The 25,753-nt window shown below is 40.5% G+C and carries 21 protein-coding genes and 1 rRNA gene; 18 read left to right on the top strand and 4 right to left on the bottom strand.

Annotated features, from left to right (window positions below):
* Both BMW61_RS02510 and BMW61_RS02505 read left to right on the top strand, forming a co-directional pair.
* Nucleotides 1-273 (top strand): 23S ribosomal RNA (locus BMW61_RS02510); the annotation flags it as partial.
* 167 nt (nucleotides 274-440) lie between these two features.
* Entirely contained in the window at nucleotides 441-965 is a 525-nt protein-coding gene (locus BMW61_RS02505; protein WP_026497360.1) for a GNAT family N-acetyltransferase, read from the top strand.
* A 32-nt stretch (nucleotides 966-997) separates the two neighbouring features.
* Here BMW61_RS02505 and BMW61_RS02500 read toward each other — a convergent pair whose 3' ends face one another.
* Entirely contained in the window at nucleotides 998-2,125 is a 1,128-nt protein-coding gene (locus BMW61_RS02500; protein WP_091819608.1) for a GGDEF domain-containing protein, read from the bottom strand.
* 293 nt (nucleotides 2,126-2,418) lie between these two features.
* Between BMW61_RS02500 and BMW61_RS02495 the strand changes: the two genes are divergently transcribed.
* The 7 genes from BMW61_RS02495 to BMW61_RS02465 all read left to right on the top strand — a co-directional run bounded on the left by BMW61_RS02495 (nucleotide 2,419) and on the right by BMW61_RS02465 (nucleotide 11,100).
* Entirely contained in the window at nucleotides 2,419-3,327 is a 909-nt protein-coding gene (locus tag BMW61_RS02495) for a chemotaxis protein (protein ID WP_022760247.1), read from the top strand.
* A 145-nt stretch (nucleotides 3,328-3,472) separates the two neighbouring features.
* The gene (locus BMW61_RS02490; protein WP_091819606.1) at nucleotides 3,473-6,724 is read left to right on the top strand and encodes a midas domain-containing protein; all 3,252 of its coding nucleotides are present in this window, start codon (nucleotides 3,473-3,475) and stop codon (nucleotides 6,722-6,724) included.
* A 34-nt stretch (nucleotides 6,725-6,758) separates the two neighbouring features.
* Nucleotides 6,759-7,364 (top strand): imidazole glycerol phosphate synthase subunit HisH, encoded by a 606-nt coding sequence (gene hisH, locus BMW61_RS02485; protein ID WP_026497363.1) that lies wholly within the window; start codon nucleotides 6,759-6,761, stop codon nucleotides 7,362-7,364.
* An 11-nt stretch (nucleotides 7,365-7,375) separates the two neighbouring features.
* Nucleotides 7,376-8,134 (top strand): imidazole glycerol phosphate synthase subunit HisF, encoded by a 759-nt coding sequence (gene hisF / locus BMW61_RS02480; protein ID WP_026497364.1) that lies wholly within the window; start codon nucleotides 7,376-7,378, stop codon nucleotides 8,132-8,134.
* A gap of 18 nt (nucleotides 8,135-8,152) precedes the next feature.
* On the top strand, nucleotides 8,153-8,827 hold the full coding sequence (locus BMW61_RS02475; protein WP_091819605.1) for a uracil-DNA glycosylase: 675 nt from the start codon (nucleotides 8,153-8,155) through the stop codon (nucleotides 8,825-8,827).
* Nucleotides 8,828-8,901: 74 nt separating this feature from the next.
* Nucleotides 8,902-10,194, top strand: coding sequence for a diaminopimelate decarboxylase (locus BMW61_RS02470; RefSeq protein ID WP_026671161.1), 1,293 nt, complete (start codon nucleotides 8,902-8,904; stop codon nucleotides 10,192-10,194).
* Between the two features lie 33 nt (nucleotides 10,195-10,227).
* Nucleotides 10,228-11,100, top strand: a complete 873-nt coding sequence (locus tag BMW61_RS02465) for a tyrosine-type recombinase/integrase (protein WP_026671160.1) — start codon at nucleotides 10,228-10,230, stop codon at nucleotides 11,098-11,100.
* Nucleotides 11,101-11,105: 5 nt separating this feature from the next.
* Here BMW61_RS02465 and BMW61_RS21755 read toward each other — a convergent pair whose 3' ends face one another.
* A complete protein-coding gene (locus BMW61_RS21755) occupies nucleotides 11,106-11,282 on the bottom strand; it encodes a DUF6472 family protein (RefSeq protein ID WP_022760242.1) in 177 nt (58 codons plus the stop codon).
* A 23-nt stretch (nucleotides 11,283-11,305) separates the two neighbouring features.
* Complete coding sequence (locus BMW61_RS02460) at nucleotides 11,306-13,417, bottom strand: hypothetical protein (protein WP_091819603.1); 2,112 nt, start codon at nucleotides 13,415-13,417, stop codon at nucleotides 11,306-11,308.
* Between the two features lie 252 nt (nucleotides 13,418-13,669).
* On the opposite strand from BMW61_RS02460, the gene BMW61_RS02455 reads away from it, so the two are divergent.
* Nucleotides 13,670-15,586: a GGDEF domain-containing protein gene (locus tag BMW61_RS02455; RefSeq protein ID WP_091819602.1), complete on the top strand. Its 1,917-nt coding sequence runs from the start codon at nucleotides 13,670-13,672 to the stop codon at nucleotides 15,584-15,586.
* A 148-nt stretch (nucleotides 15,587-15,734) separates the two neighbouring features.
* Nucleotides 15,735-17,042 carry a hypothetical protein gene (locus tag BMW61_RS02450; protein WP_091819601.1) on the top strand — a complete coding sequence of 436 codons (1,308 nt, stop codon included), beginning with the start codon at nucleotides 15,735-15,737 and terminating at the stop codon, nucleotides 17,040-17,042.
* On the opposite strand, the gene BMW61_RS02445 is transcribed toward BMW61_RS02450, so the two are convergent.
* Nucleotides 17,005-18,297 carry a nucleotidyltransferase gene (locus BMW61_RS02445; protein WP_091819600.1) on the bottom strand — a complete coding sequence of 431 codons (1,293 nt, stop codon included), beginning with the start codon at nucleotides 18,295-18,297 and terminating at the stop codon, nucleotides 17,005-17,007. The genes BMW61_RS02450 and BMW61_RS02445 overlap by 38 nt on opposite strands.
* Nucleotides 18,298-18,326: 29 nt before the next feature.
* Here BMW61_RS02445 and BMW61_RS02440 point away from each other — a divergent pair, with 29 nt between their 5' ends.
* The 7 genes from BMW61_RS02440 to BMW61_RS02410 all read left to right on the top strand — a co-directional run bounded on the left by BMW61_RS02440 (nucleotide 18,327) and on the right by BMW61_RS02410 (nucleotide 25,718).
* Nucleotides 18,327-19,520: an acetate/propionate family kinase gene (locus BMW61_RS02440; RefSeq protein WP_091819598.1), complete on the top strand. Its 1,194-nt coding sequence runs from the start codon at nucleotides 18,327-18,329 to the stop codon at nucleotides 19,518-19,520.
* 231 nt (nucleotides 19,521-19,751) lie between these two features.
* Nucleotides 19,752-20,639 (top strand): ParB N-terminal domain-containing protein, encoded by an 888-nt coding sequence (locus tag BMW61_RS02435; RefSeq protein WP_091819597.1) that lies wholly within the window; start codon nucleotides 19,752-19,754, stop codon nucleotides 20,637-20,639.
* Nucleotides 20,640-20,643: 4 nt separating this feature from the next.
* The gene (locus BMW61_RS02430; protein WP_091819595.1) at nucleotides 20,644-21,144 is read left to right on the top strand and encodes a hypothetical protein; all 501 of its coding nucleotides are present in this window, start codon (nucleotides 20,644-20,646) and stop codon (nucleotides 21,142-21,144) included.
* A gap of 3 nt (nucleotides 21,145-21,147) precedes the next feature.
* A complete protein-coding gene (locus BMW61_RS02425; RefSeq protein ID WP_091819593.1) occupies nucleotides 21,148-22,224 on the top strand; it encodes an ABC transporter ATP-binding protein in 1,077 nt (358 codons plus the stop codon).
* A complete protein-coding gene (locus BMW61_RS02420; protein ID WP_330388397.1) occupies nucleotides 22,211-23,131 on the top strand; it encodes an ABC transporter ATP-binding protein in 921 nt (306 codons plus the stop codon). Before BMW61_RS02425 ends, BMW61_RS02420 begins: the two co-directional genes overlap by 14 nt.
* The gene (locus tag BMW61_RS02415) at nucleotides 23,128-24,768 is read left to right on the top strand and encodes a peptide ABC transporter substrate-binding protein (RefSeq protein WP_175475070.1); all 1,641 of its coding nucleotides are present in this window, start codon (nucleotides 23,128-23,130) and stop codon (nucleotides 24,766-24,768) included. The genes BMW61_RS02420 and BMW61_RS02415 overlap by 4 nt, the downstream gene beginning before the upstream one ends.
* Before the next feature lie 11 nt (nucleotides 24,769-24,779).
* Entirely contained in the window at nucleotides 24,780-25,718 is a 939-nt protein-coding gene (locus tag BMW61_RS02410) for an ABC transporter permease (protein ID WP_091819591.1), read from the top strand.
* Nucleotides 25,719-25,753 lie beyond the last annotated feature (35 nt).

The following is a 25,753-nucleotide window of genomic DNA, read 5'->3' as shown; positions in this document are numbered from 1 at the left end:
CGTAGGATATCTGAGAGGAGCTGTCCTTAGTACGAGAGGACCGGGATGGACGGACCGCTGGTGTATCAGCTGCATCGCCAGATGCATAAGGCTGGGTAGCCAAGTCCGGAAGGGATAAACGCTGAAGGCATCTAAGCGTGAAGCCCCCCTCAAGATGAGATATCCCTGCTTCGGCAGTAAGACCCCTTAGAGACTATGAGGTAGATAGGCACAAGGTGTAAGCATGGTAACATGTTCAGCTGATGTGTACTAATAGGTCGAGGGCTTGTCCAAAAAGGATATAGAACAGAGAGAAATGGATTTAAGATGAGTATTCAGTGTTCGGTTTTGAAGGCATAGATATTTTGTAAGATAGTCATTATGACTATCTTTTTTTGTATATAAAAATATAATCTGATATACTGTAACGAGTTTTGTGATTAAGGGAGTGAATATAAAATATGTATATGGTAAGAGATGTAAAAATAGAAGATGCAAAACGCTTGTTGGAAATATATGGATATTATGTAGAAAATACAGCAATTACTTTCGAATATGATATTCCATCAATAGAGGAATTTTCTGGACGTATACAAAATATTACAAAAAAATATCCGTATCTTGTTATTGAAGAAGATGGAGAAATATATGGATATGCTTATGCAAATACATTTAAAGATAGAGCTGCTTATGATAAATCCTGTGAACTGACTATTTATCTCGATAAAGATTCGAAGAAGAAGGGATATGGCAGAGCTTTATATGAGACTCTTGAAGCTAGACTTACTGAAATGGGAATCGAAAACCTATATGCATGCATAGGTGATCCTATTGAAATTGATCAGTACTTAAATAGAAACAGTGAAGAATTTCATTCGCATCTTGGATTTGAGACAGTCGGAAGATTTCATAAATGTGGTTATAAGTTTGATAAATGGTATAACATGATATGGATGGAAAAACTGATTGGTTCTCACAATATGTAAGTTTTGAACCAAGCGTAAAAAAGACAGGGCACTTAAGCTCTGTCTTTTTTGTGATTCTTCTCCTTTGCCTCATACATGGCATTGTCCATTTTTTTGAAAAAGCTGTCGAGAGTTTCGTTTTCCTGATCATACATACTGCTTCCGAGTGATAGAGACAGAGTATATGGTCGACTATGTTTTTTTAGATAAGTGGCGATCTGTTCATTTATGGATGCCATGATTTTATTTAATCTCTCAGGTGTTGTTTCATAGACAATGAGCATGAATTCATCACCGGCATACCTGATCAGCAGAGAATCTTCGGGCTTACTCCTGATCAGTATTTTTGCAACGTCAATAAGTGCTTTATCACCGGCAGAATGACCGTAAGTATCATTTATGGATTTAAAATAATCCACATCAATCATGATTCCACCGATATTTGAATATCTATTAAAAGTTTCAGCTTTATAAAACAGATAGGCACGGTTATAAAGGCCGGTAAGTGTATCTAGGTACGAAAACTCGTTTTGAATTGACATATAAATAGCGGTGATACCTATTGCAAGCGATACCCAGATAAGAGATACACCATAGAAAAGTAATTGCAAAGCGCATCCCAGAGCAATAGGCCCAACCATTAGATATATAGGGAAAAATCGTACTTTTCCATATTTCTTTTGATATTTTCTAAGAACAATAATACTGAAGAGAATATATCCGGTGTCTACCAAATAATAGAAATAACTAAGAGGCATTCGAATATAATAATTATTTGAATCCATGTAAAAAATTATAGGAAGGAAAAGATTAATTATAACTATCAGGAGCATTAGTACAGCCGGAATAGATGCATAAATATATATCTTTTTATACCTTTCAAGAGAATGATATAATTTGTAGTCCACATAAAGGCACCAGCAGAAAACAAAGATCGGATTGGCGATAAAACAGAAGGAACTGGCAAGAAGGCATATAATTCTCCAAGCCATTCCGGGCTTTCCATCCGAATAAAAGGCAACAAAATCCACAAAACAGGAAATCAAAGTAAGGATGGCTATGTTAGAGAAAATCTTAAGATCCAATTGATCCTCTACACGCCTGAAGCGACTACTGATTAATAAAGCTATCAGAAGTATTATTCCTATGTAGTCTGTGACTGCTATAGCAACAATATTCATAAAATTCCTCCAAACGGAATTACATAAAGGCAAATTAGTAAACGAAAAATAATATGTTTATTATATTTTAACATTAACAAAAGAGTTAAAAACTAGACAACTTCTTAAGTTTCTAAAATACTTATAAACAGATTCTTAAAAGACAGTCAATTCGGCTTTCTTTTTTGTTTTTTCTATTTATTTTCAAAAAGTATATGCTATACTGAATTAGGATATTAAATATATATTCAATCGGTTTTTAGTTTGTTTATTAAGTGATTGCAGTTTCTTTTTTCAAAGCGTGAGGTGAAAATATGGAATCAAAAATCTTGCTTGAAAATGGTACAAACGAACTTGAAGTCTTAGAGTTTAGAATTGATGATCATTGCTATGGAATAAACGTTGCAAAGATTAAGGAAATTATTGTATATCAGGAAGTGACGCCTGTTCCGAATGCTCACCCAAGTATTGAAGGAATATTTATGCCCCGCGATACTATGATAACTGCAATCGATTTACGTAATTGTCTTCAGAGAGGTGCATCTAAGCCCGGCGGACTTTTTATAATTACGAACTTCAATAAGCTGGACATTGCGTTCCATGTTGATGCTGTTGTAGGTATTCACAGAGTATCCTGGGCAGATATCATTAAGCCCAATGCCACAATTTCAAAGGCTGAGGAGAGTATTTCCACCGGTATCATAAAACTTGAAGAACGACTGATTATTATCCTTGATTTCGAGAAAATCGTATCTGACATCAATCCTAATACCGGTCTTAATGTGGCTCAGCTCACAGATATCGGAACAAGACAAAGAAACGAAATTCCGATTGTTTTGGCCGAGGATTCACAGCTGCTTAACAAGCTGATTGTTGATTCCCTTAAGAAAGCCGGATATGACAATGTACGTCATTTCGAAAATGGAAAACTGGCATGGGATTATGTCAAAGGCTGCAAGGACAGAGGTCAGCTTGATAAGGTTAAATGTATTATTACCGATATTGAGATGCCGATCATGGATGGACACCGCTTGACTAAGCTCGTAAAGAGTGACGATGACACGAAGCAGATTCCGCTTATTATTTTCTCATCTCTTGTAAACGAGGAAATGAGAAGAAAAGGAGAGTCACTTGGAGCCGACAGACAGCTATCGAAGCCGGAAATCGGTAATTTGGTAGCTGTAATTGATGAACTTGTTCATGCTGATGGCGATGCCAAATAAAGATATATGATGTGAATGATAACTCCCTTTATTGCTTCAGTTATGAAAATCAATTTTCAATGACTGCTACAATGAAGGGAGTTTTATAATTTTGGTGAGGGTTTTATAGACTTTTAGAAGTCTGGTTTCTTGGGGAGTAAGTAACATGAATTCAAAAAATGAAGAGTATTTGGACAATCTTTTACATTCATTGACAAATAATTCCGGTTCGGGAATAGCTAAGACTAAAACCAATCAACACCATTCCGATGATGCTGATTTAAGCGAGGCTATAGGTTATTCCTCCGAGAATGATGATTTAAATGAAATTGGACAGATGCTTGAAAAACTGGATGGCGGAGAGCTTTTGGATTCAGGAATGACAGAGGTTCTGGATGCTATCAGCGCGCCTGCAGATGAGACTTTACATAAATATAAGGTTGGGGATGAAGTTCCGGAAGGCTATGAAAAAGATGCGGATGAGCTTGCATTGGACGAAGCTATTGCAAGAGCTGAAGCCTTGGCGGAGGAAATACCTGAACTCGATGAAGTACCTGCAGAAACTGATGAAGTACCTGAAATAGATGAAGTACCCGGTTTAGAAGAGCCTGCGCCAGCAGGAGATATTCCGATTCTTGAGGATATACCTGCTGTTGAAGAAATACCATCATCAGAAGAAATGCCTATGGAAGATATAGACAAGATGATGGCTGAGATGGGCATAATGACAGAAGTCGAAGAGACTGTGGCTGAGGAAGCAGTACCAACAGAAGAACTACCGGTACAGGAGGAAATACCTAATGTAGAGGAAGCACCTAGTGTAGAAGAAACAGCTCCATCACAAGATATGTCAACGGAAGATATCGAGAAACTGATGGTTGAGATGGAAATGGCAGAAGAAGCTGAGCAGGCAGCGGCTCAATCATCTGAAGAAGATGTGTCTTCCGAAGACATAGAAGAGATGATGGCAGAGATGGACATATCAGCAGATACAGAACTGCCTGCAGAAGGGCTGGCTGTAGCAGAACCGGCAGACATAGCAGAAACAGCGCCTTCGCAAGAGGAGACTATTGGTCCTGTAGATGACCTCATGGGTGAGGTTGCTATGGAGGTGCCGGAGGATTCAGCTGATGCACTGTTGGAGGTGGCACCTGAGATTCCTATTGCGGATGAGTTTTTAGAGGAAGGAAGCGAGATAACGGATGCAAAACAATCCACTGAAGATATTTTGGATGAGATGATGCATTCGACACCGGAGGAGGTTTTAGGTAGCAGCGCAGAGAATACGACTGAAGATAATAGCCTTGAGGAACTGGAGATACCTGCTGTTGAATCTGAAGACGCAATATCTGAGGAGATGCTTGATATTGAAGGTATGCTTGATGGTAACAGTGAAGTATCCTCTGACAGCGGCGAGGGTGAAGTATCATTGGATGATATGATGGCGGATCTAAGTGAAGATGCGGCATCACTTGAGGCTATAGTAAACGAAGGCGGGGAGGAAAGTCTTTTAGAGGAGTCAGAGCTTACGCTTGATGATATAAATATTCCAGAGGGAGAAATGATGACCGAGCCCTCAGATGAAATGACAGAAGCAGAGCTTTCATTGAATTCTGATATGCCAGGAGAAGGGGACGGTGCATCAGATGTAATTAGCATGGAAGAAAATGAATTAGCGGAAAGCATGGAACCAACTGAAGATGGTGCGATTGCAGAAGAGATATCGCCTGATGATATTGGTGAGCCTGAAGAATCTACAGAGGATACCGCAGCAATGGATGAAATATCACTGGATGATGTAGGCGAGCCTGAGGAGGCTGCTGGAGAGTCTGCAGCAATGGATGAAATGTCCTTGGATGATATAGGTGAGTCCGTTGAAGCTACGGAAGAATCCGAAGCAGCCATGGAAGATGCAGAAGCTTTGGAGGATATTTCTCTGGAGGACATGGATATTTCAGAGGAAGCTGCAAGCGAAACATCAGAGATAGATGAGGCTGCTCTGGAGGATGCAGTTGCAGACTTTGCAGATGCTATGAGCGAGAGCGAAGAGGGCGATGCAGAGGCCGATGATTCAGATGTCAATTTTGAGTCCATGAGCGCAGAGCTCGATGATTTATTAAAAGATGTCGGAGACGAAGCTGCTGAGGATGAAGACATCGGAGCGGATATGGATCTCGACAGTATGCTGGAAGATCTTGGTGGAGATCAGGCAGGTGAAGGAAGCGAGCCTGCGGACGTTGAGATGCCCGATCTTGATGCAATAATGAACAGCCTTGCCAGTGATGACGTTGAGGATATGGAAAACACTGCTCATATCGACGAAAAGGAAGGCGGTGGCGCCGATGAGATAAGCCTTGATGATATGGGTAGCGATGAAGCTTTGTCTGATGGTGGTATGGATGCCGGAGAAGAGGTAAATCCTGATGATATTCTGGAATCCATGGGCGAGGAAGCCTTTGATGAGATAGGCTTTTCGGATGATATTCCGGATCCCGATGAAGTCAATGATAATGGCGGAGATTATGATGAGATTGCCCTTAGGATGGGCGGAGAAGAACCGGCTGACGGCGAAGAGAGCGGAAAGAAAAAGAAGAAAAGGCCGCCGCTTATTTTCCTAATATTTGCTGCACTTTTCAAAGTTTTAACGCAAACTGATGAGGATCTCAATCCTAAATCAGAGGAAGACGAACTTGCCAGTCTGACTGATGAGAATCAACAGGTACTTGATGAACTGGCAGCTGAAGACGGAAAAAAGCCAAAGAAGGAAAAGAAGAAAAAAGAAAAGAAGCCAAAGAAGGAAAAGCCGCCGAAGGAAAAGAAGCCCAAGAAAGAGAAACCTCCGAAACCGAAGAAGGAAAAGAAGCCCAAACCGGACGACGGTGCGCCTGAAAAGGCACTTGCTCCCAAGAAGGTTGCAATTTCCATGTTGTTTGCTTTTAGCATAGGTGTGCTTTGTTGTCTGCCCGCAATTCTTCTTCCGGGAAGAATTATAATGAGCAGGGCGAATAAAGCTTTTGAGAAGGCTGATTATGCAACGGCATATAAGCTTCTTTACGGAAAAAAACTGAATGAGGAGCAAACGCTTAAGTATCATAAGGCAAGAGTAATCGCCGGCGCTAACTATTATTTCGATTCATATGAAAGATTTAAAGCGATGAATATGGAGGACGAAGCGCTGGATATTCTGCTTATCGGAATGAAAAAGAAACATGAAATAGAAACTGAGGCAGAAGAGTTTCAGGTTGCAGGCGAGGTTCAAAGCGTGTATGCTAATATCGAATCGGCACTCACGTCTGTATATGGATTAAGCGCGCAAGATATCGAGGAACTAAATGCCATTGAGGGCAAGAAGGATTACACAAAGCGCATAATGGAAATTACAGGTTCCATAGAAAAGATTATGCCAAAGTCAGAGTGATGATGTCGAAATCCACAATTGGAGATATTGTCGTATGCTGGCTGTAATTGATTATGATGCAGGAAATATTAAAAGCGTTGAGAATGCTTTTAAGTATTTGGGAACCGATATTTGTGTCACCAGAGATCCCGGAGAGATTATGAGAGCAGATCGCGTGATTCTTCCCGGGGTCGGTGCTTTTGGTGACGCAATGAAAAAGCTAAATGAATATAACCTTACGGATGTAATCCGCACCGTTGCCGGTAGCGGTACTCCGTTTATGGGAATCTGCCTGGGCTTGCAGCTTCTTTTTGATTCAAGTGAGGAATCGGAAGGAGTTTCAGGCCTTTCCATTTTACCGGGGAAAATTAGAAGGATTCCCGATAACAATGGCCTGAAGGTACCACAGATTGGATGGAACAATCTGAAATATCCCAATAAGGGAAAGTTGTTTGAAGGAATTGATGAGGACTCTTATGTCTATTTTGTGCATTCCTATTATCTTGATGCTGCGGATAAGAGTATAGTGACAGCGACTACTGAATATGGAGTGACTGTTGATGCATCGGTTGAAAAAGGCAATGTTTTTGCCTGTCAGTTCCATCCTGAAAAAAGTGCTGAAGTGGGAATGGAAATTCTCAGGAATTTCCTTAAAGTTTGAGAGGATATAATATGCTTACTAAAAGAATTATTCCATGTCTGGATGTAAATGACGGAAGAGTTGTTAAAGGTATAAATTTTGTTCAGCTGCGAGATGCAGGTGATCCGGTTGAAGTTGGAAAGGCATATTCCGAGGCAGGAGCAGATGAACTGGTTTTCCTGGATATAACCGCTACTTCGGATGCCAGAAATACAGTTGTAGATCTTGTGAGGAAAGTGGCAGAGCAGATTTTTATTCCGTTTACGGTTGGCGGCGGAATAAGAAGTGTAGATGATATGAGAGCGGTACTTAGGGAAGGCGCTGATAAGGTTGCTGTTAATTCTGCTGCGATAAACAGACCTGAGCTTGTTACTGAGTCTGCAGAGAAATTCGGATCACAATGTGTTGTTGTGGCAATTGATGCAAAACGAAATGAAAATGGCGGCTTCAATGTATATAAAAACGGTGGAAGAATAGATACAGGTCTGGATGCCATCAAGTGGGCAATAGAAGCTGAAAAGAGAGGCGCAGGGGAAATTCTCTTAACGAGTATGGACGGAGATGGAACCAAGGAGGGCTATGACCTCGAGCTTACAAGAGCTGTTGCTGATTCTGTATCAATTCCTGTTATTGCATCAGGAGGTGCAGGAAATTGCGAACACTTTTACGAAGCGGTTACAAAGGGTGGCGCTGATGCGGCATTGGCGGCTTCTCTTTTTCACTACAAGGAGCTTGAAATATCACAGGTTAAGAAATATCTCCATGAGAAAGGAGTCTCTGTGAGACTCTGATGAAAGGATGTGACTAACATGCCAATGATAGCTAATGACTGGCAACTGGCACTTAAGCCGGAATTCAGTAAGGACTATTATAAAAAATTATATAAATTTGTTTTGGACGAATATCATTCGAAGGTGATCTATCCACCTGCGGATGATATTTTTAATGCACTTCATCTTACTCCGCTGCAAAACGTTAAGGTTCTTGTATTGGGACAGGATCCATACCACGAACCGGGACAGGCACATGGACTGTCATTTTCGGTACAGCCGGGGCAGGATATTCCTCCATCACTTGTGAATATTTATAATGAGCTTCACGAGGATTTGGGCTGTTATGTACCAAACAACGGATATTTGAAAAAATGGGCGGATCAGGGAGTGCTTTTACTTAACACCGTTCTTACGGTTAGGGCTCACGCAGCCAATTCGCATAAGGGAAGGGGCTGGGAACAGTTCACGGATGCAATCATACGTGCCTTAAATGAACAGGACAGGCCTATAGTTTACATGCTCTGGGGTAAGCCTGCTCAGAGTAAGGCGCAGATGCTTAATAATCCCAAACACCTCATATTGACAGCTCCTCATCCAAGTCCGCTTTCTGCTTACAGGGGATTTTTTGGATGCAGACATTTCTCAAAGTGTAATGAATTTCTAACTGCAAATGGGCTTGAACCCATTGACTGGCAGATAGAAAACCTGTAAAGCTGTAAAAATTTAGATAGACAGGCACACTTTTTCGTGATAACGTAGTAAAGTGAATTCAAAAACAGGAGGATATTATGAAAAAACCGTTCGTAAACAAAGCACAAGTCGAAGACATTGTACAGAAATACCCAACACCGTTTTATTTATATGACGAAAAAGGAATAGTGGAAAACGCCAGAGCAGTGAAGAAAGCTTTTTCATGGAATAAAGGCTTTCGTGAGTACTTTGCCGTTAAGGCTACGCCGAATCCGGTCCTTATGAAGCTTCTGCAGAGTGAGGGTTGCGGCTTTGACTGTTCTTCTATTACAGAACTTATGCTAAGTAAATCAATCGGTGCCTGCGGAGAAAACATAATGTTCTCTTCAAATGACACACCCGCCGAGGAGTTTGTATATGCTGCAAAAATCGGCGGTATCATAAATTTTGATGATATAACACATATTGAATTTGCTGAAGAAGCACTTGGAGGCAAGCTTCCGGAGACCATCAGCTGCAGATATAATCCGGGCGGAGTATTCAGGATGAGTAACGGAATCATGGACAATCCCGGGGATTCCAAGTATGGAATGACTAAGGAGCAGCTTTTCGAGAGCTTTAAGATGCTTAAAGAAAAAGGCGTTAAGCATTTTGGTATTCATGCATTTCTTGCAAGTAATACGGTTACAAACGAATATTATCCGACACTGGCCGCAGGTCTATTTGAACTTGCTGTGGAGCTTGAAAAAGAGACCGGTGCAGATATAAGCTTTATTAATCTTTCAGGCGGCGTAGGCATTCCCTATGAACCCGATAAGGAGGGCAATGATATAGCTGCTATTGGTGAAGGCGTAAGAAGAGAGTACGAAAAGATTCTTACACCTGCAGGAATGGGTGATGTTGCTATTTATACCGAGATGGGTCGATTCATGCTCGGACCTTATGGCGCCCTTGTTACAAAGGCAATTCATGAAAAGCATATCTACAAGGAATATATAGGAGTGGATGCTTGTGCGGTTAATCTTATGAGACCCGCCATGTATGGTGCTTATCACCATATCACGGTTCTCGGAAAAGAGGATGCAGAGGCTGATCATGTATATGATGTTACCGGATCTCTTTGCGAGAATAACGACAAATTTGCTATAGACAGAAAACTTCCCAAGATAGATATGGGAGATTATCTATTTATTCATGATGCCGGAGCCCACGGATTTGCAATGGGTTATAACTACAACGGAAAACTGTGGTGCTCGGAGCTTTTACTCAAAGAGGATGGAAGCGTAGAGCTTATAAGAAGAGCGCAGACACCGAGAGATTATTTTGCTACATTTGATTGTCTGCCTGAATTTGCCGAACTTGATAAAATACTTAAGGAATTTGAGTGATCCAGGATACGCTGCGGGTCAGAGTAATGTGATATGACTGAAATAGATAGTTTTATAAATGATTGCAAAGAGTCGGGGAGTATGAGCAATAACACTCTCAAATCTTACAAATGCGATCTGGATAAACTTCAGAGTTATGTAAGCGAACTGGGAATAACCGATGTGGCGAAGATTTCCGAAAAGGTTCTTAAAGACCATCTGGACAGATTAAAAGAGAAAGGCTATTCTCCTTCGACTATCGCAAGAAATATAGTTTCAATAAAGGCACTGTTCAAGCATTTGGTGAAAATTGAAAGAGTGACTATAGATGCGTCTGAAAACCTTGTTGCACCTAAGGTAGAACTTCCCAAAGCAAATGTGCTCACAAGAAAGCAGGTGGAGGATCTCCTTGGCATGCCTGATGTCAGAACTGCAAAAGGGCAGAGAGATTCAGCGATGCTTGAGCTTATGTATGCTACCGGAATCAAGGTTTCCGAGCTGGTGACAGTGAAAGTATCCCAGCTTGATATGCAGATTGGTAATATTCTTTGTAAAAACAATAAGACGGAAAGAATAATTCCTTTTGATAAGAGAACGAAAGCAGTTTTATCAAGATATCTGCAGGATGGGAGACGCCATCTGATTAACAGAACTGACGAAGAACTTCTTTTCATAAATTATCAGGGAGAAGCAATGAGTAGACAGGGAGTATGGAAGCTTGTTAAAAGCTATGCCCAGCAGGCAGATATAAAGGTTCCGATAACTCCCGAGGCACTGCGTCACAGTTTTGCAGCTCATCTTGTTGAAAGAGGAGCTGACATTGAGGCGGTTCAGATGATGATGGGGCATGTAAGTCCAGTTTCAACGAACAGATATGCCAGAGAAAATCGTGATTATATAAGAGATGTCTATGACAGAACTCATTAAAAGTTCTACATCTGATGCTTTACTACTTCATATTCGTTATTATTCCGATAGAAGGGGCATTCACTTTTTGAATTGCCCATAAGTCTGGCATAGTCGTCTTCATCCATGTTGACTCCGCAGTAGTATGCTTCATCGTCCTCATCATATTCGTAGTAAGTACATTCATCGCAGCGTGTCTGCATATATGTAATCCTTTCAATAAAAGCTATTTCTGTAAAAATTCATACTGGTCATACAGAATCTGAGGAACCTCATTGCCTTCGGTTTTGATCTTTCTGATCATATTGGCAATAGGCCTCATTAGACCATTATGATGTGAGACATGCTTTTTGACAAGCTCACCATACTGAGGGTTGTCCATTAGTTTTTCACGAAGTTCTTTTGAAAATGGGCAGTAAGTAAATATGATTTCTCTTGAAATTTTATTAAGCCTTGGTGATGCGTTTGCTTCAAATTTCAGATAATTCATGTATTCCCCGACAAAAACGTTCTTATAGTTGTTGCTGTTTTTCTTTAAGTCAGTTTTTATCTTTTCTTTCATTTCAGTTGAAAGAGAGTGGTTCTTCTTATAGAACTGAAGGTAATCACAGAACATGGATGTGAGAGAAGGATCCGTGACATCGTTCCAGTGCACGCCCTGCTCTGTTTTGCACATCTCCCAGCGAAATTCACCGCATAGACGTATCATAACATCTTCGAAAGTTTCTGTGTTGAAAATTGAGATGATAAATCTGGCAGGGGTATTTCTCTTTTTTCCTTCGATTTCCTGCCATAGAGAGGCACGGCTTCCGACATTTGGCATCAGAATCATATATGGAGTTACATCTTCATCGATAAATACCTGGGTGACACCTATATCGGGATTGGAGTAGCTTCCCTGCCTGCAAAAAACTGAATAATCGATGGATCTGATATAGTCATAAAAATCATTGATCTTTTTCGCATCTACATAAGCTACATCCAAAGGTCTTGTAACATTTTCAGCATCAAATACAGGCACAAAGGTGGAAGGCCTGCCGTAGGTCATTCTGTTACCGAGAGCAAGAAGGTTCTTAATTTCAAATTTAAGACGCTCGTTTCGGTCGTTTTTCATGGCCTCCATCTGTTCTTCGTTGATATCGCCGCTTGTTTTTAAGGTGCGAAGCGCGGTAAAGTAATCCTCATCGAATTCGTTTCGTGAGGGTTCAAGCTCCATGTTGTAGATTTTTTTAAGCCACTCATAAGCGGTGATAACATACCCGTTCGGATCGGTTTTGTAGGTTTTCATAAGAGCATAGAGCTGCCTGGTATTTTCAAGACCTGCGAGTTCCTCGTCAACAAAACCGAACATCAGAAACATCATTACTTCAGACGGAACAGCAGGATCACTGAGGCTGCGAAGGAATGCAGCCGTGTAGATGGCATAGTAATCGACGGCTACGCTTCGACGTAGAGCACGGCTTTCGTCCGATGTATCATATCTTGAGGAAGTCTTCTTGAATTCGCCTATAATTCTTCGGAAGTTCTCGGTTGCTTTTTCGTCTGCGCCTGCATACTCAAGGATGGTATTGAGTGCATCCTGTATATCAATATCTGTAATGGCCCCGTCTGCACCATTGCGCTTCATATCGGCGGACTTTGCTCTGATCAGCTGCATGGTAGAGCGGAATTTCCCCACATGTTTCTGGAACTCTTTTTTATATTCGGTAAGTTTCTCGCGGCATGCTGCTATAAATGAAATTGCCTCAAGAGCATTCATTATAAAACCGTTGGCAATATCAGAGGATCTTGCATAGCAGGTCTTTTTTAGTAATTCTTCGTTTTCAGCAAGAGTCCGGTAAAACTTTTCCTGCCAGTCGGTAAGTGCCTGTGATTTTACGGGTGGCTTAACATTATCAAGATCAGGAAAGTCTTCAACCTCAAGCCCAACGGAAACTGCCAGCATAGGATATTCTGCTTTGTCTGTGTCAAGTTGCTCATAGTCTTGTACTGCCTGCGAAAAATCATTTTCTAACTTATCCAGGCATAAAACTACAGTTTTGACGGATTGCGCAGCCAAAATTGGTGAAATTTTAGGGTTGGAACTAATTATTTTATAGATATCATCAATGGAACCAAAAGGGTATGAGAAAACAGAAGATTCTTCATTGGCTGTATAGGTATAGATATATTCATCACCCGGATGCTCTCCGACACCAAGAATTCCGCCAATTCCGACTTCAACGGATTCACCTTCTATAGCTATGCAAACAGAACCCTTTACTACAATCTCTAGAGTTTCTACCTTATCTCCGCATTTGTGTAATACTTGATTTTTAGCTAATGCTATTAGTCCCATATTGCCCCTCTTTGAAGAAAAATTTCATCATATCATTATTATAAACGAAAAACTGATAGCAATTCATTAAAGTTTGGTAAAGATATTTCAAAATCTAACGAAAATCGCGGTTTACGGGCCAAAAAAATCTTGAAAAACAGACCTCAAAAATATATATTTAAAGTAACACTAGGGAGGAGAGTTGATGTACTTTTCGGGTATATCATTTCTCCTTTTGTGTTTTATGAGGAAGGCTCCTTTTGAGGATTATTTATGCAGTTTACATATCAGTTTGATGTCGCCGGTATAATGGTACTAATGACAAGCTTAATATGTGCATGGATTCGTCCTAAGCTTATGAAGAACTTTAGTTTTAGTCTAAAGCTTCTTATTTTGTGCGCCATTGCCTATAATGTTCTGGATTCTGCCACAGTTATTCTTCTTCAGATAGCAAATCCCCGGACCTATTATGTTACATATATTCTTTTGCTGGCATATTTTTGTGTTCTGTTCCTTATTCCTTATTGTGCTACAAAGTATTTTTATGAATTGTGCGGAGAAAAGATAAACAGACTGTTCATGGACGGCGGACTTGCGCTGATGATAGGGCTGGCTACGTTTGGTAATATTTTCTTTGATCTCTTTTTTACCATGGATAGAAATACTATGGTTTATGAGCATGGACCCGGAGCATGGCTGACATCTATATATTATCTTGTATGTTCAAGCTCAGTCGGTGTCTGTGCTGTAAGGCATTCCAGATACCTTGGACGCATAAGGAAAAGGCTTCTTATTACGGTTTTTATTATTACTGTTTTTAATCTGATTTATCAGACATACCTTCCTGAACAGTCACTTACAGGACTTGTCATTGCACTTGCTGTTGCCATGACAATTGTTGTTTTTTGCTTTGTGGACGTTACGGTTGATGAGCTTACAGGGCTAAACAACAGAGCCGGATTTATTCGATCCTGTGATGAACTTATGCATAAGCAAAAAATGGATGGATATGCAATGGTCAAAGTTCAGGTTTATCACATGCAGGAGCTTAATGAGCGCACAGGACTTGAGAACGGGGACAGGGTGCTGATGCTCCTTGCTGATAACATACAAAGATGCGTTGAAAATGCAAAGCATAAAGCGGTATGCGGCAGAATAGGCGGAGATACTTTTGCTGTTCTTACTGATGAAGAATTATCAATCAGTACAATGGCAAAAGCGGATTTGTCTGAGTCAATAAGAAACCCTCTTACCGGCCTTGATTATGCTGTATCTTTCTATGCCGGCGTTTACAGACTTGAAGAGGACGATACCGATATCAACAAGATGCTTGATCATGCGGGATATGCTTTGAAATGGGTTTCCGGTAATTTTAAGACCAATGTTGCGTTCTATGATGATGATATCAGGAGAGAGGACGAGCATAGAAAATCTGTGGAGCAGAGGGTAAGGGGAGCTATTCAGGACAGAGAGTTTAAGGTATATCTTCAGCCTGTATGCGACACTATGACCAGAGAAAGAGTTAGTGCGGAAGCTCTTGTAAGATGGATTGATTCAAAAAACCAGATGATCAATCCTGCAGATTTTATTCCGATACTGGAGAAAAACGGATTCATAACGGAATTGGATTTATATGTTCTTGACGAAGTATGCAGAATTTTGAGGGAATGGATCAACCAGGGAGTTGATGTGGTTCCGGTTTCGGTTAACTTTTCAAGAGTTGATGTGGATCACCATGGGATTGTGGAAGAGATTATCGCTACGGTTGACAAATACAGACTCGATCATAAACTGATTAAGATAGAGCTTACTGAGAGTGCATTCAATGATAATATCGACAGTATTATTACCATGCTCACGAAGCTGCGGGAAAACGGATTCATCGTCATGATGGATGACTTTGGAAGCGGATACTCTAACCTCAATATGTTTAAGGATATGCCCCTTGATATTGTGAAGATAGATATGTATTTTCTTAGGAATATTGAGAACAGTGAGAAAGGACTTATTGTTCTTGAATCGGTTGTTCAGATGGCTAAAAGACTCGGCCTTCAGATCGTTGTTGAAGGTGTGGAAACCCAGGAGCAATATGATTATATCAGAAAGCTTCGCTGCGAGATGATCCAGGGATTCTACTTTGCTAAGCCGATGCCATCGGAGATATTCCCGGATCAGATTACAGCGGGATGAATTGTTACTGTAAACTATGACTTTGAGTAAGAAGAGCTGTTTTGGCAGCTCTTTTTATTATGTTCTTTTTCTGATATAATCTTCGTTCGTGGGGACTGAATGCTATACAGGTAATTTGAACCTGTATATGTGGAATGGAGTATTTTTAATGTTCGACAAATTATTAAAACAGGCTGAGCACGCAAACAATGAGGAAAGGCTTAAGATAGGTGTTCAGATAATAACAAGAATATTTGGGATTGAAGCATTTGCAGGTATAGCTTCTTACATTCTTGGGCTTTTTTTAGGTAAAATTACAAATAGTGTAGAGGTTGAAATAATATCAATATGCTTTTTGATTCCGATGTTTACACTATGGTTTTTTCTCATTGCTGACAAAAAAGAAAAAGAATCCGGTGAGGTTTGCTATGACGAAAAAGGTAATGACGAAAAAGTTAATGATGAGAATGATTACAGTGTGGTGAGCGGCTATGGAACGATGCCTCATTTTAGCTCTATGTATAGGGAATATCAGATAAAACACATACTATCAAAACATTCATTTCATCCGTTTATTCGCCCGAATGGGAAGAAGTCTGGAATAATTCGTGTCAGTGAAGATGATAAGTGGGTATGTATTTTCGGTGCGTATTATCCTATAGACCTGATCTGCGGATACAATAAGACAAAGAATGAAATATATGCTATTGACGGAACAATAATAAAGCTTCCTATAAGATGCAAACTTCGTAGTGCAAGTACCGGTATTGAGGAATTCTTCGAAGACAGAGGTTTCTATTATAAATCAATGCCCGGCAAAGCTGAAGTTAGATTTGAGGCTGCTCTTGATAGACCCCGTAAAGACCTTTCAAGGGCAGATTGGGGAATGGTTCGTTATCAGTGGGAAAAAGCTATTGCCGGCAGCAGTAATAAGGACGGAAAAATCGGAGATGATTTCTTCGAGAGAGTGCTTACGGATGCTGAAATCGCCAGAGTGGTAAGGGCTATCGGCAAAGGAGATGTAAGTCTTTCTTATTATACGGATTTTGAGAAGTATCAGAATGAGTTTAGCGTATGTAACGGAATCAGACTTATTAGCGTGATCGGGAAACAGGCTAAATATGATGAAATGGATTTCCTTTTTAAGTGCCTTGAAGATGTTGATGAGACATATTTCCTGATGGCTGTTGAAGTTCTAAAAAAATCGCCAAGAACAAAAGTCCAGGTGAAATTGGAAGAAAAGGCAAGGATTGCCTATGAAGAATATGATGTCCAGGAACTTGGCGGCTTATTATATCTGGCAAAAGTAATTGGTTATGATATACAGTATGTTAAAAAGATAAAAGAAGCGCAGGAAAAAGGTGACTTGTCATCAAATGCTGCTTTGGAGTTCGAGGTGGATGAGAAGGAACTGCTTGGAAGTGATTATGTACAGAGATTCAGTCCCTATGCTTATCAGTACAAGAAGGTTGAATAACAGGCGTTTTGGCATACTCATTGATGGGTGATATGCCTCTTACAAGATCATAAATGTTTGATGCGGCTATAGTCTCACTAAGCAAGCTATAGGCGTTTTCATCAAGTGTCTTATAGGCATCAGAGAGCGTGGAAATAACAGGAATGCGGGAGCATTCCTGTATTTTTTTCAGCAAAGGAGAGGCGCTTTTTCTAAAGCCAAGAACGCGGGCATAGGAAGTAAATGCGCTTCGATCGGGTGAATACAAAGACATTTTTTCTGTGGTCATTCCAAGAAGAATATGCAAAAGAGCCCTGCTTATCCTGGTATAGGTAAGATCCTTTGATTTAAGAAGTGCCGTAAAATCTGAAAAAGAGGTGTACTCTGGAATTTTTCCGGTTATCTTATCAGAGAGATCAGGACTTACATCAAGATATTTCTCAAAACCGTAGTCTTTTTCGCTTATAAGCTTGTAATGAAGAAGCTCGGAAAAAATATCGGCGGAAATAATTTTTAAATTTCCGTCCGGGTAAGAACTTTCTAAATAATTTTTGATGTCTGATGGAAACTGTGAAAGCGCTCCTGAGAATTCTTCTGAGGAGAGGTCGCAGTTTTCGAGAATGTTTCTGATCGCTTTTGCTGATGAGAAATATTCTGCATCCGGACTTATACCCATATCATCATAGGATGCACCGACTCTTTTTATGGCATAAGGTTTGATAGAGCTGTTTTGCAGAAAAAGAGCCTTAATATATTCGGTTCCAAGAATGTCATTGGGAGTAGAGATAAGGGATAAATTTATATTATCGGTCCCATCGGCAGATGCGGAATCTGATAAGGCATTTGATCTGGCGGCAGCATAGTTCATTCCGGTTTTCATATATGCTTTTATACGAGCACTGAATTCTTCAGACTCATCGGCAAGAACGCGGGCCACTTTTTTCATGGAATCAAGATCTGCTGACTCAGAACCGAAGCCAAGGTAGTCTATGCATCCAAGATTATTTAAAACAGAAACAGCTCCGCCGGCAAAAAATTCTGCGCTGGATGTGCTATAATATATAGGCAATTCAAATACAAGGTCGGCTCCGGACATGAGAGCCATTTTTGTTCTTGTATATTTATCGAGGATTGCTGGAGCACCACGCTGAGTGTAATCGCCACTCATGACAATGACAGCATAATCAGCTCCGGTCTCTTCTTTCAGAGTCCGAAGCAGGTATTCGTGTCCCTTGTGAAACGGATTAAATTCAGCAATGATTCCGACAGTCTTCATAAAAAATATATTATCATGGAGGTTTCATAATGAAAATACTGGTTATCAATTGCGGAAGTTCATCACTTAAATTCCAGCTTATTGATTCAGAGACAGAGCAGGTACTCGGAAAGGGCATTTGTGAGAGAATCGGCATTGACGGAAGGATTGTATTTACTCCCGGTGATGGCGATAAGATTACAAATGATACTGCTATACCGGACCATAACAAAGCTATTGAGCTTGTAATAGCTGCACTTACAAATAAGGATACAGGAGTTATCGCATCACTTGATGAGATAGGTGCGGTAGGTCACAGAATTGTGCATGGCGGCGAGAAGTTTACCAAGTCAGTTGTTATCGATGAGGAAGTTATCAGAGCTATCGAAGAGGTTTCTGACCTGGCTCCTCTTCACAATCCTGCAAATCTTATAGGTATAAGAGCATGTCAGAAGGCTATGCCCGGTGTTCCTATGGTAGCCGTATTTGATACAGCTTTTCATCAGACAATGCCCGAGGAGGCTTATCTCTACGGAATTCCTTATGGACTTTACGAAAAGTACAAGATCCGCAGATATGGTTTCCACGGAACAAGCCATTCATATGTAAGTAAGAGAGCAGCAGAAATGCTTGGCAAGGATTACAGTGAGCTTAAGACCATCGTTTGCCATCTCGGTAACGGCGCATCCGTATCAGCAGTTAAGAATGGTAAGTGTGTGGACACTTCAATGGGACTTACCCCTCTTGAAGGACTTATCATGGGAACGCGAAGCGGCGATATCGATCCTTCTGTTGTTGAATTTATTATGAAAAAAGAGGGCTGCGACGTATCCGATGCAGAGAATATCCTCAATAAGAAGTCCGGTGTTTATGGTCTTTCAGGTGATGTTTCCTCAGACTTCAGAGATCTTGAGGATGGTTACAACAATGGAGATAAGGGATGTATTCGTGCAATCAACACCTTCTGCTATAGAGTAGCAAAGTATATCGGTTCATATGCAGCAGCTATGAACGGCGTGGATTGCATCTGTTTCACAGCAGGTGTCGGTGAGAACGGACCTCTTGTCAGAAATATCATTTGTGAGAGACTTGGTTTCCTTGGAGTAAAGATAGACAAGGATGCCAACGAAGTTCATGGAAAAGAGAAAGAAGTATCTACATCTGATTCTAAGGTTAAGGTACTTGTTGTTCCCACAAACGAGGAACTTGCAATTGCAAGAGATACAAATGAACTTTGTAAGTAATTGATAATCTTTTACAAACGAACAACGAAATAAAACGGAATAAGAATTATCTTTTGAGCTCCCGGCATGATAAAACATGCCGGGAGTTTTTATGCATATTTACGGGGGTATTTATGCTTATTTAAGATTTTTATGAAGTCAAAAATAGTAGAATTAATGAAGGATAGTGAAATGTATCATGGATAATTATCGGAATATTTGCATGATCAAGTATCCGGAAAAGGACTATTTATGGCGGAAACAAATTATCAATTCAAGGAATTTATAAAAAGTGAGATGAAAAAATACAAGGGAGTTTATTTCCCTATTAAAGCTGGCAGATGGGAAAGATTATTGATAACAGAGCTACCGTGTTCAAGCCTTCATCCCAATCCCGCTGATGAGTTTTGCTCAGAAAGTATTGGGCCGAGCTTCAGGATTATTTCTGAATATGAAAAAAAGATCAGAGATAACCTTAGCAAGGAGCGAATGCCATTTTCAGAGCCGATTGTTGTCGAAAAAGTGAGACCGGACGGTTATCTTATCCTTAATGGGCATCATAGGTGGGCAGCTGCAAGAAATGCGGGTCTACAGAATGTGCCTGTAGAAATTGTAAACCTTACACAGGAAGATGATATAAGAAAAATGCTTAAAAAATCAGACAGGCAAAAGAGAGTAACCTTTGATCTTGATGAGGTTGTGTTTGCAGATGAAGGCTCAGACTGCGAGGTTTTGAAACGATCTTTATTTTCGCATAAATTCGAGGAAAAAATCCGTCTGGGAATACCGGCATTATTTCATTTTCTTCGCATCAGAGGATATGATATATGGATTTTTACTTCAGAGTATTACTCAATGGAATATATTAGGAAATTATTGAATAAATATTCTGCAAAGGTAGATGGAATAGTGACAGGTACAGCAAGAAAGGTTGGGAATATTGAGGAACGAAAAAAGAATATCGAAGAACTTATGACAACGAAATATAAGGAAACTATAAATATAGATAATGAACAGGTTGTCCGGATTATTAAAGATACAAAGGATTTCGAACAATATGAGTTAAGCAAAGAGAGTAATGAGTGGTCAGCTATGGTGATGAACATAGTTGAAGGATTTGACACTAAAGGGGAAGAATAAGGAGATGCCGGATAAAAGTGAAGCAAAAATGAGGGTCTCGTTTGATCTGGATGAAGTGCTTTTTGTAAATCCGGATTTCGTCAAAACCGAACCTGAATTAAAATTTCCGTTTAACAAAATATATAAAGAGAGACTACGACTTGGTACGCCCGAACTTATAAATAAGCTTCAGGATATGGGATATGAAGTCTGGGTATATACGTCATCATTTCGTACTGAGAAATATATAAGCAAATTATTTAAGCATTATGGGGTTCGGTTTGACGGCATCGTCAATGCTGACAGACATTTAAGAGAAGTTCAGAGGGATAACGGGACCACCCTTCCTCAGAAGCTCCCAAGCAGATATAGGATTTCACTGCATATTGATGATGAAAATATTGTTTGTACCTTGGGAAGGCAATATGGTTATACCGCTTATCAGGTAAAAGGACAGGATGAAGAGTGGACAGAGAAGGTAATTGAACGTGCTGAACAAATAAGGCAGATGAATATGAGGGAATGAAGAATGATTGACAGAGCGCAGGAAGTTTTGAAGATAAGTAATCTAGATATAAGTATATCTATGGGGAAGGAAAAAATACATGCCATAAGAGGGCTTGATCTTATCCTTCGAAAAGGTGAAACGGTTGCACTCGTTGGTGAATCGGGTTCAGGCAAGTCGATCACCATGAAAGCTGTAATGGGTATCTTGCCTGAAGGTTCCATTATCAATAAGGGAAGTATTATCCTAAAGGATGGTGAGAAAGAGATAGATATTCTAAAACAATCACCATCTTATCTAAGGACAAATATCGTCGGAAAAAGGATTGCTATGATATTTCAGGATCCTATGACTTCCCTGAATCCCACTATGACAATCGGTGGTCAGCTTAAAGCGGCTATTCTTGCTCATGCAAAGCTTTCAAAGGATGAAGTCTTTGAAAAATCTGTCACCCTGCTTAGGGAAGTTGGTATAACCGAACCTGAAAGAAGACTGAAGCAGTATCCTCATGAATTCTCAGGTGGAATGAGGCAAAGGATAGTCATAGCAATGGCTTTGTCATCTGATCCCGAGATTCTTATTTGTGATGAGCCGACTACTGCACTGGATGTGACGATACAGGACAAGATACTCGATCTGATTATAAGTCTTCAGCAAAAAAGAGAACTGTCAGTAATATATATAACCCATGATCTTGGAGTGGTAGCAAAGACATCAGACTACGTAAATGTCATGTATGCCGGAAGAATTATAGAGTGCGGGACTATAGTTGACATTTTCTACGATCCGAGACATCCGTATACCTGGGGATTACTCTCAGCAATACCGGATGTAGGTGACAGTCACACGGAATTATATTCAATACCGGGAACGCCTCCGGTTCTTACAAAGGAACCCGTAGGGGATGCTTTTGCAAAAAGAAACCCATATGCACTGAATATTGATTTCAAAAAGGAAGCACCTTTATTTAAGATATCAAACAGTCATTATGCAGCAACCTGGCTGCTCGATGAAAGGGCGAAACCTGTAAGTCGTCCAAAGGAGCTTGAAGAGAGAATTCAGAGAATGAGGATGGAGGCAGCTGTGTATGTCAATGAGTGATACAAGGGCGAGTGAGCCACTTCTTAAAGTCGAAGACCTGATTATGAGATTTGGAAATGGCAGGAATTCTTTTACCGCTGTAAATAAAGTGAGCTTTTCAATAAACAAAGGCGAGATATACGGACTTGTCGGGGAATCTGGTTCCGGAAAATCCACGATAGGTAAGTGCGTCATTGGACTTAACAGGTCAACATCCGGAAAAATATATTTTGAGGGCAAGGAGCTTCGTTCCATATGTCCTGAAATCCAGATGATATTTCAGGATCCTATGTCATCACTTAATCCTAAGAAAAAGATTAAGGATATAGTTGGTGCCGGACTGGATATCCATAAACTGTATTCTTCCATGGAAGAGCGGGATGGCATGATAAGTGAAGTCCTTGAAACTGTAGGTTTGTCAAAAGAACAAGCAGAGAGATATCCCGGACAGTTTTCCGGTGGACAAAGGCAAAGAGTTGGAATAGCAAGAGCCCTTATTATGAAGCCGAAGCTTATTGTGGCCGATGAATGCATAGCTGCTTTGGATGCATCTGTCCAGGCCCAGATTGTAAATATGATATCGCGAATATGCAGGGAAACCGGAACTGCATTTCTTTTCATTTCCCATGACCTGTCAATGGTAAGGTATTTGTGCCAGAGGATAGGCGTTCTTCACCGCGGCTATCTTCTCGAGACCGGAGAGGAAGAGGAGATTTTCAAAAATCCTGCGCATCCCTATACACGCAATCTCCTTGCCGCCAATCCAATTCCAAATCCAATTGTTCAGTTTAAGAAGGATGAGCATTATGACTATGAGACCTCCGGTATTCTCTATGAAAATGGATTTTGGCATGACGTAAATGGCAACGAAAAACATAAAGTATGGTGCACGGACAGTGAATTTGAGAAATGGGGGTTATCGATATGAGTAGGTATGTAAGCAAAAGATATATTGCGTTGCTGACAGTTGCTCTGATAGTTTTCTGTGCTACGGCCTGTTCGGGTGCAAATGAAAGTGCGGACATAGATGCGGAGAAAGAACTCAATATCGGATTTGCAAATTTGCCTATTACGATGGATGCGCAGATGGCTTTTGATTCAGCTTCCACTGATTACCTAAGGCCAATGATCTCAACACTTTTCAAAGATGTACACGGTGAAATTAAAGAGGATCTGGCAGCAGGTTATGAAGCATCTGAAGATGGGCTTATCTACACGATAAAGCTGAGGGACGATATAAAGTACAGTGACGGAACACCGATAACAGCGGAGGATTTTGTTTATGCTTTTCAAAGAATTGCAGATCCGTTATCAGGAAGCAGCGCAATTTTTGTCTTTCATGATATTTGCGAGGTGAAGAATATACAGGCAGTTAATGAGGGACAGCTACCTTTGTCGGAACTTGGGGTCTCTGCACCTGATGACAGGACGCTGGTGATAGAATTGGAAAGACCATGCCCATATTTTATCAGCACTCTTGCAACTTCATGTAGTGCACCCTGCAGCAGATCTTTTGTTGAAAAATGCGGGAGCCTTTATGCCACAAAGGCCGAATATATTTTAGGAAGCGGGCCATTCTACATAGATCGCTATGAACCATTTGATACCCAGGTTCATTACAGTAAGAACCCCTATTATTACGATTCTGAGGCAGTAAAGCTTTCTGGTATTTCAATAAGATATGTACAAAGCGGCCAGCAGGCGATGATGTGCTATGAGAGTGGTGCACTGGATGTTATAAATCTTTCAGGTTCTATACAGGAGCTGGCAGAAGATGACGAGAACGTTACAGAGAATGCTTCAGGAAGCATTTTTTATATGGGTACGGTTCCGGCTCATAACAGCGCACTCAAAAATAAAAATATAAGGCGTGCACTTATAAAGTCAATTAACCGGGAAAGTATTGTAAGAAATATAACAAAGAGAGGAACTGCACCGCTGGAAAGGTTTGTTCCCGAAAACTTCAGTCTTGATACAAACGGAAATGACTATGTGAAAGAGCCGGGTGAATATAGCGATGTATGTGCCTATGATAAGGAGAAAGCGCTGGAATACTGGCAGCAGGGACTTGAAGAAATAAACGCTAAAACACTTGAGCTTTCGCTAATATGCAGACCCAATGATGAAACTGTGATAGAGATGATTATTAATGAGTGGGAGAATAATCTTCCGGGGCTAAGTATTGATGCAAAGGTTATTCCTGCCAAGCAGTATTGGGATGACCTGGATAAAAAAGAAAATGATCTATATGTAGCCGGGTGGGGAGCCGATTATTCAGATCCCAATACATTCTTGTCACTATTTATATCTACGTCGAAATATGATTATGCGGACCTTAAAAGCGAAAAATATGACAAGCTTTTAGATGATGCAGTGATTGAAACAGATCCTACTCGCAGATTCGAAATGCTTCATGAAGCAGAAGATTTGCTGATGGAAGAGAGTCTTTATTTTCCTATATATGCAAAAGGGGATGCATGGCTGATATCCGGCGGGGTTAAGGACGTGGTGTTTAACTTTAACGGCTCGACTTTGGATCCGACGTGGGTTTCTAAGAATAGGTAAAGGAGAGAAAAATGGTTAAATATACTATCAAAAAAATATTGATATCAGTTTTATCTCTTATCCTTATAATTTTTTTACTATTCATGCTTATGGAATTGATGCCCGGATCTCCGTTTAACGATGAGAAGCTAAGCGAAGAGCAAAAGCAGGTGCTATATGAAGCTTATGGGCTGGATAAGCCTGTCATATACCGATTTGGAGTATATATGATAAATATGCTTCATGGGGATTTTGGTGATAGCTACAGCATTTCGGTTAATACTCCTGTTGCGTCGCTTATCAGCACAAGACTACCGGTTTCCATGCAGGTAGGAGGTGCGGCAATGCTTATCGGAAGCATTGCGGGGCTTGCACTTGGCTTTCTTGCAGCATTTAACAGAGGAAAAGCCATGGACGTAATATGCATGATAATCAGTATACTTGGAGTGTCTGTTCCCTCATATATTTTTGCTATATTACTGAATTATTATGTCGGATTTAGATGGAAAGCTTTGCCTCTTCTATATGATTTCAGAATTCCGGTAAGAACCTCCATTATGCCTGTGATTGCACTTTCAATAGGCGTTATGGGAGTTGTTATGAAGTTCACAAGGGATGAAGCAACTATGGTTCTTAAGTCAGACTATGTGCTCTTTGCAAGGAGTCAGGGGATTTCGGAGAAAGAGATATTGTTTGGGTATGTTCTTCGTAACTCAATGATTCCTGTAATAACGGTGATGGCAATGCTGTTGGTTTCACTTCTTACGGGATCTCTCGTTACAGAGAGAATTTTTTCCATACCGGGAATTGGGGCGCTTCTTACCACCGCAATAACAGCTAATGACTACAACGTGGTAATAGCACTGAGTTTTGTTTATGCGGTTATATATGTGGTTGCAAGACTTGTTCTGGATCTGGTTTATGGACTTATAGATCCCAGAATACGAGTATCCGGAGGTGCCGGTAAGTAATAACAGAGCCGGCTAAAAGTAGCTTGATTAAGAAA

Origin of the sequence: Butyrivibrio sp. ob235 (genome assembly GCF_900109475.1) — a bacterium.
Lineage (GTDB): Bacteria > Bacillota > Clostridia > Lachnospirales > Lachnospiraceae > Butyrivibrio.
This window is presented reverse-complemented; position numbering and strand designations above follow the sequence as displayed.

What these genes read in the sequence shown, in the direction of transcription:
- BMW61_RS02505 (WP_026497360.1), top strand. Translation starts at nt 441, where the DNA reads ATGTATATGGTAAGAGATGTAAAAATAGAAGATGCAAAACGCTTGTTG.
- BMW61_RS02500 (WP_091819608.1), bottom strand. Translation starts at nt 2,125, where the DNA reads ATGAATATTGTTGCTATAGCAGTCACAGACTACATAGGAATAATACTT.
- BMW61_RS02495 (WP_022760247.1), top strand. Translation starts at nt 2,419, where the DNA reads ATGGAATCAAAAATCTTGCTTGAAAATGGTACAAACGAACTTGAAGTC.
- BMW61_RS02490 (WP_091819606.1), top strand. Translation starts at nt 3,473, where the DNA reads ATGAATTCAAAAAATGAAGAGTATTTGGACAATCTTTTACATTCATTG.
- hisH (WP_026497363.1), top strand. Translation starts at nt 6,759, where the DNA reads ATGCTGGCTGTAATTGATTATGATGCAGGAAATATTAAAAGCGTTGAG.
- hisF (WP_026497364.1), top strand. Translation starts at nt 7,376, where the DNA reads ATGCTTACTAAAAGAATTATTCCATGTCTGGATGTAAATGACGGAAGA.
- BMW61_RS02475 (WP_091819605.1), top strand. Translation starts at nt 8,153, where the DNA reads ATGCCAATGATAGCTAATGACTGGCAACTGGCACTTAAGCCGGAATTC.
- BMW61_RS02465 (WP_026671160.1), top strand. Translation starts at nt 10,228, where the DNA reads ATGACTGAAATAGATAGTTTTATAAATGATTGCAAAGAGTCGGGGAGT.
- BMW61_RS21755 (WP_022760242.1), bottom strand. Translation starts at nt 11,282, where the DNA reads ATGCAGACACGCTGCGATGAATGTACTTACTACGAATATGATGAGGAC.
- BMW61_RS02460 (WP_091819603.1), bottom strand. Translation starts at nt 13,417, where the DNA reads ATGGGACTAATAGCATTAGCTAAAAATCAAGTATTACACAAATGCGGA.
- BMW61_RS02455 (WP_091819602.1), top strand. Translation starts at nt 13,670, where the DNA reads ATGCAGTTTACATATCAGTTTGATGTCGCCGGTATAATGGTACTAATG.
- BMW61_RS02450 (WP_091819601.1), top strand. Translation starts at nt 15,735, where the DNA reads ATGTTCGACAAATTATTAAAACAGGCTGAGCACGCAAACAATGAGGAA.
- BMW61_RS02445 (WP_091819600.1), bottom strand. Translation starts at nt 18,297, where the DNA reads ATGAAGACTGTCGGAATCATTGCTGAATTTAATCCGTTTCACAAGGGA.
- BMW61_RS02440 (WP_091819598.1), top strand. Translation starts at nt 18,327, where the DNA reads ATGAAAATACTGGTTATCAATTGCGGAAGTTCATCACTTAAATTCCAG.
- BMW61_RS02435 (WP_091819597.1), top strand. Translation starts at nt 19,752, where the DNA reads ATGGCGGAAACAAATTATCAATTCAAGGAATTTATAAAAAGTGAGATG.
- BMW61_RS02430 (WP_091819595.1), top strand. Translation starts at nt 20,644, where the DNA reads ATGCCGGATAAAAGTGAAGCAAAAATGAGGGTCTCGTTTGATCTGGAT.
- BMW61_RS02425 (WP_091819593.1), top strand. Translation starts at nt 21,148, where the DNA reads ATGATTGACAGAGCGCAGGAAGTTTTGAAGATAAGTAATCTAGATATA.
- BMW61_RS02420 (WP_330388397.1), top strand. Translation starts at nt 22,211, where the DNA reads ATGTCAATGAGTGATACAAGGGCGAGTGAGCCACTTCTTAAAGTCGAA.
- BMW61_RS02415 (WP_175475070.1), top strand. Translation starts at nt 23,128, where the DNA reads ATGAGTAGGTATGTAAGCAAAAGATATATTGCGTTGCTGACAGTTGCT.
- BMW61_RS02410 (WP_091819591.1), top strand. Translation starts at nt 24,780, where the DNA reads ATGGTTAAATATACTATCAAAAAAATATTGATATCAGTTTTATCTCTT.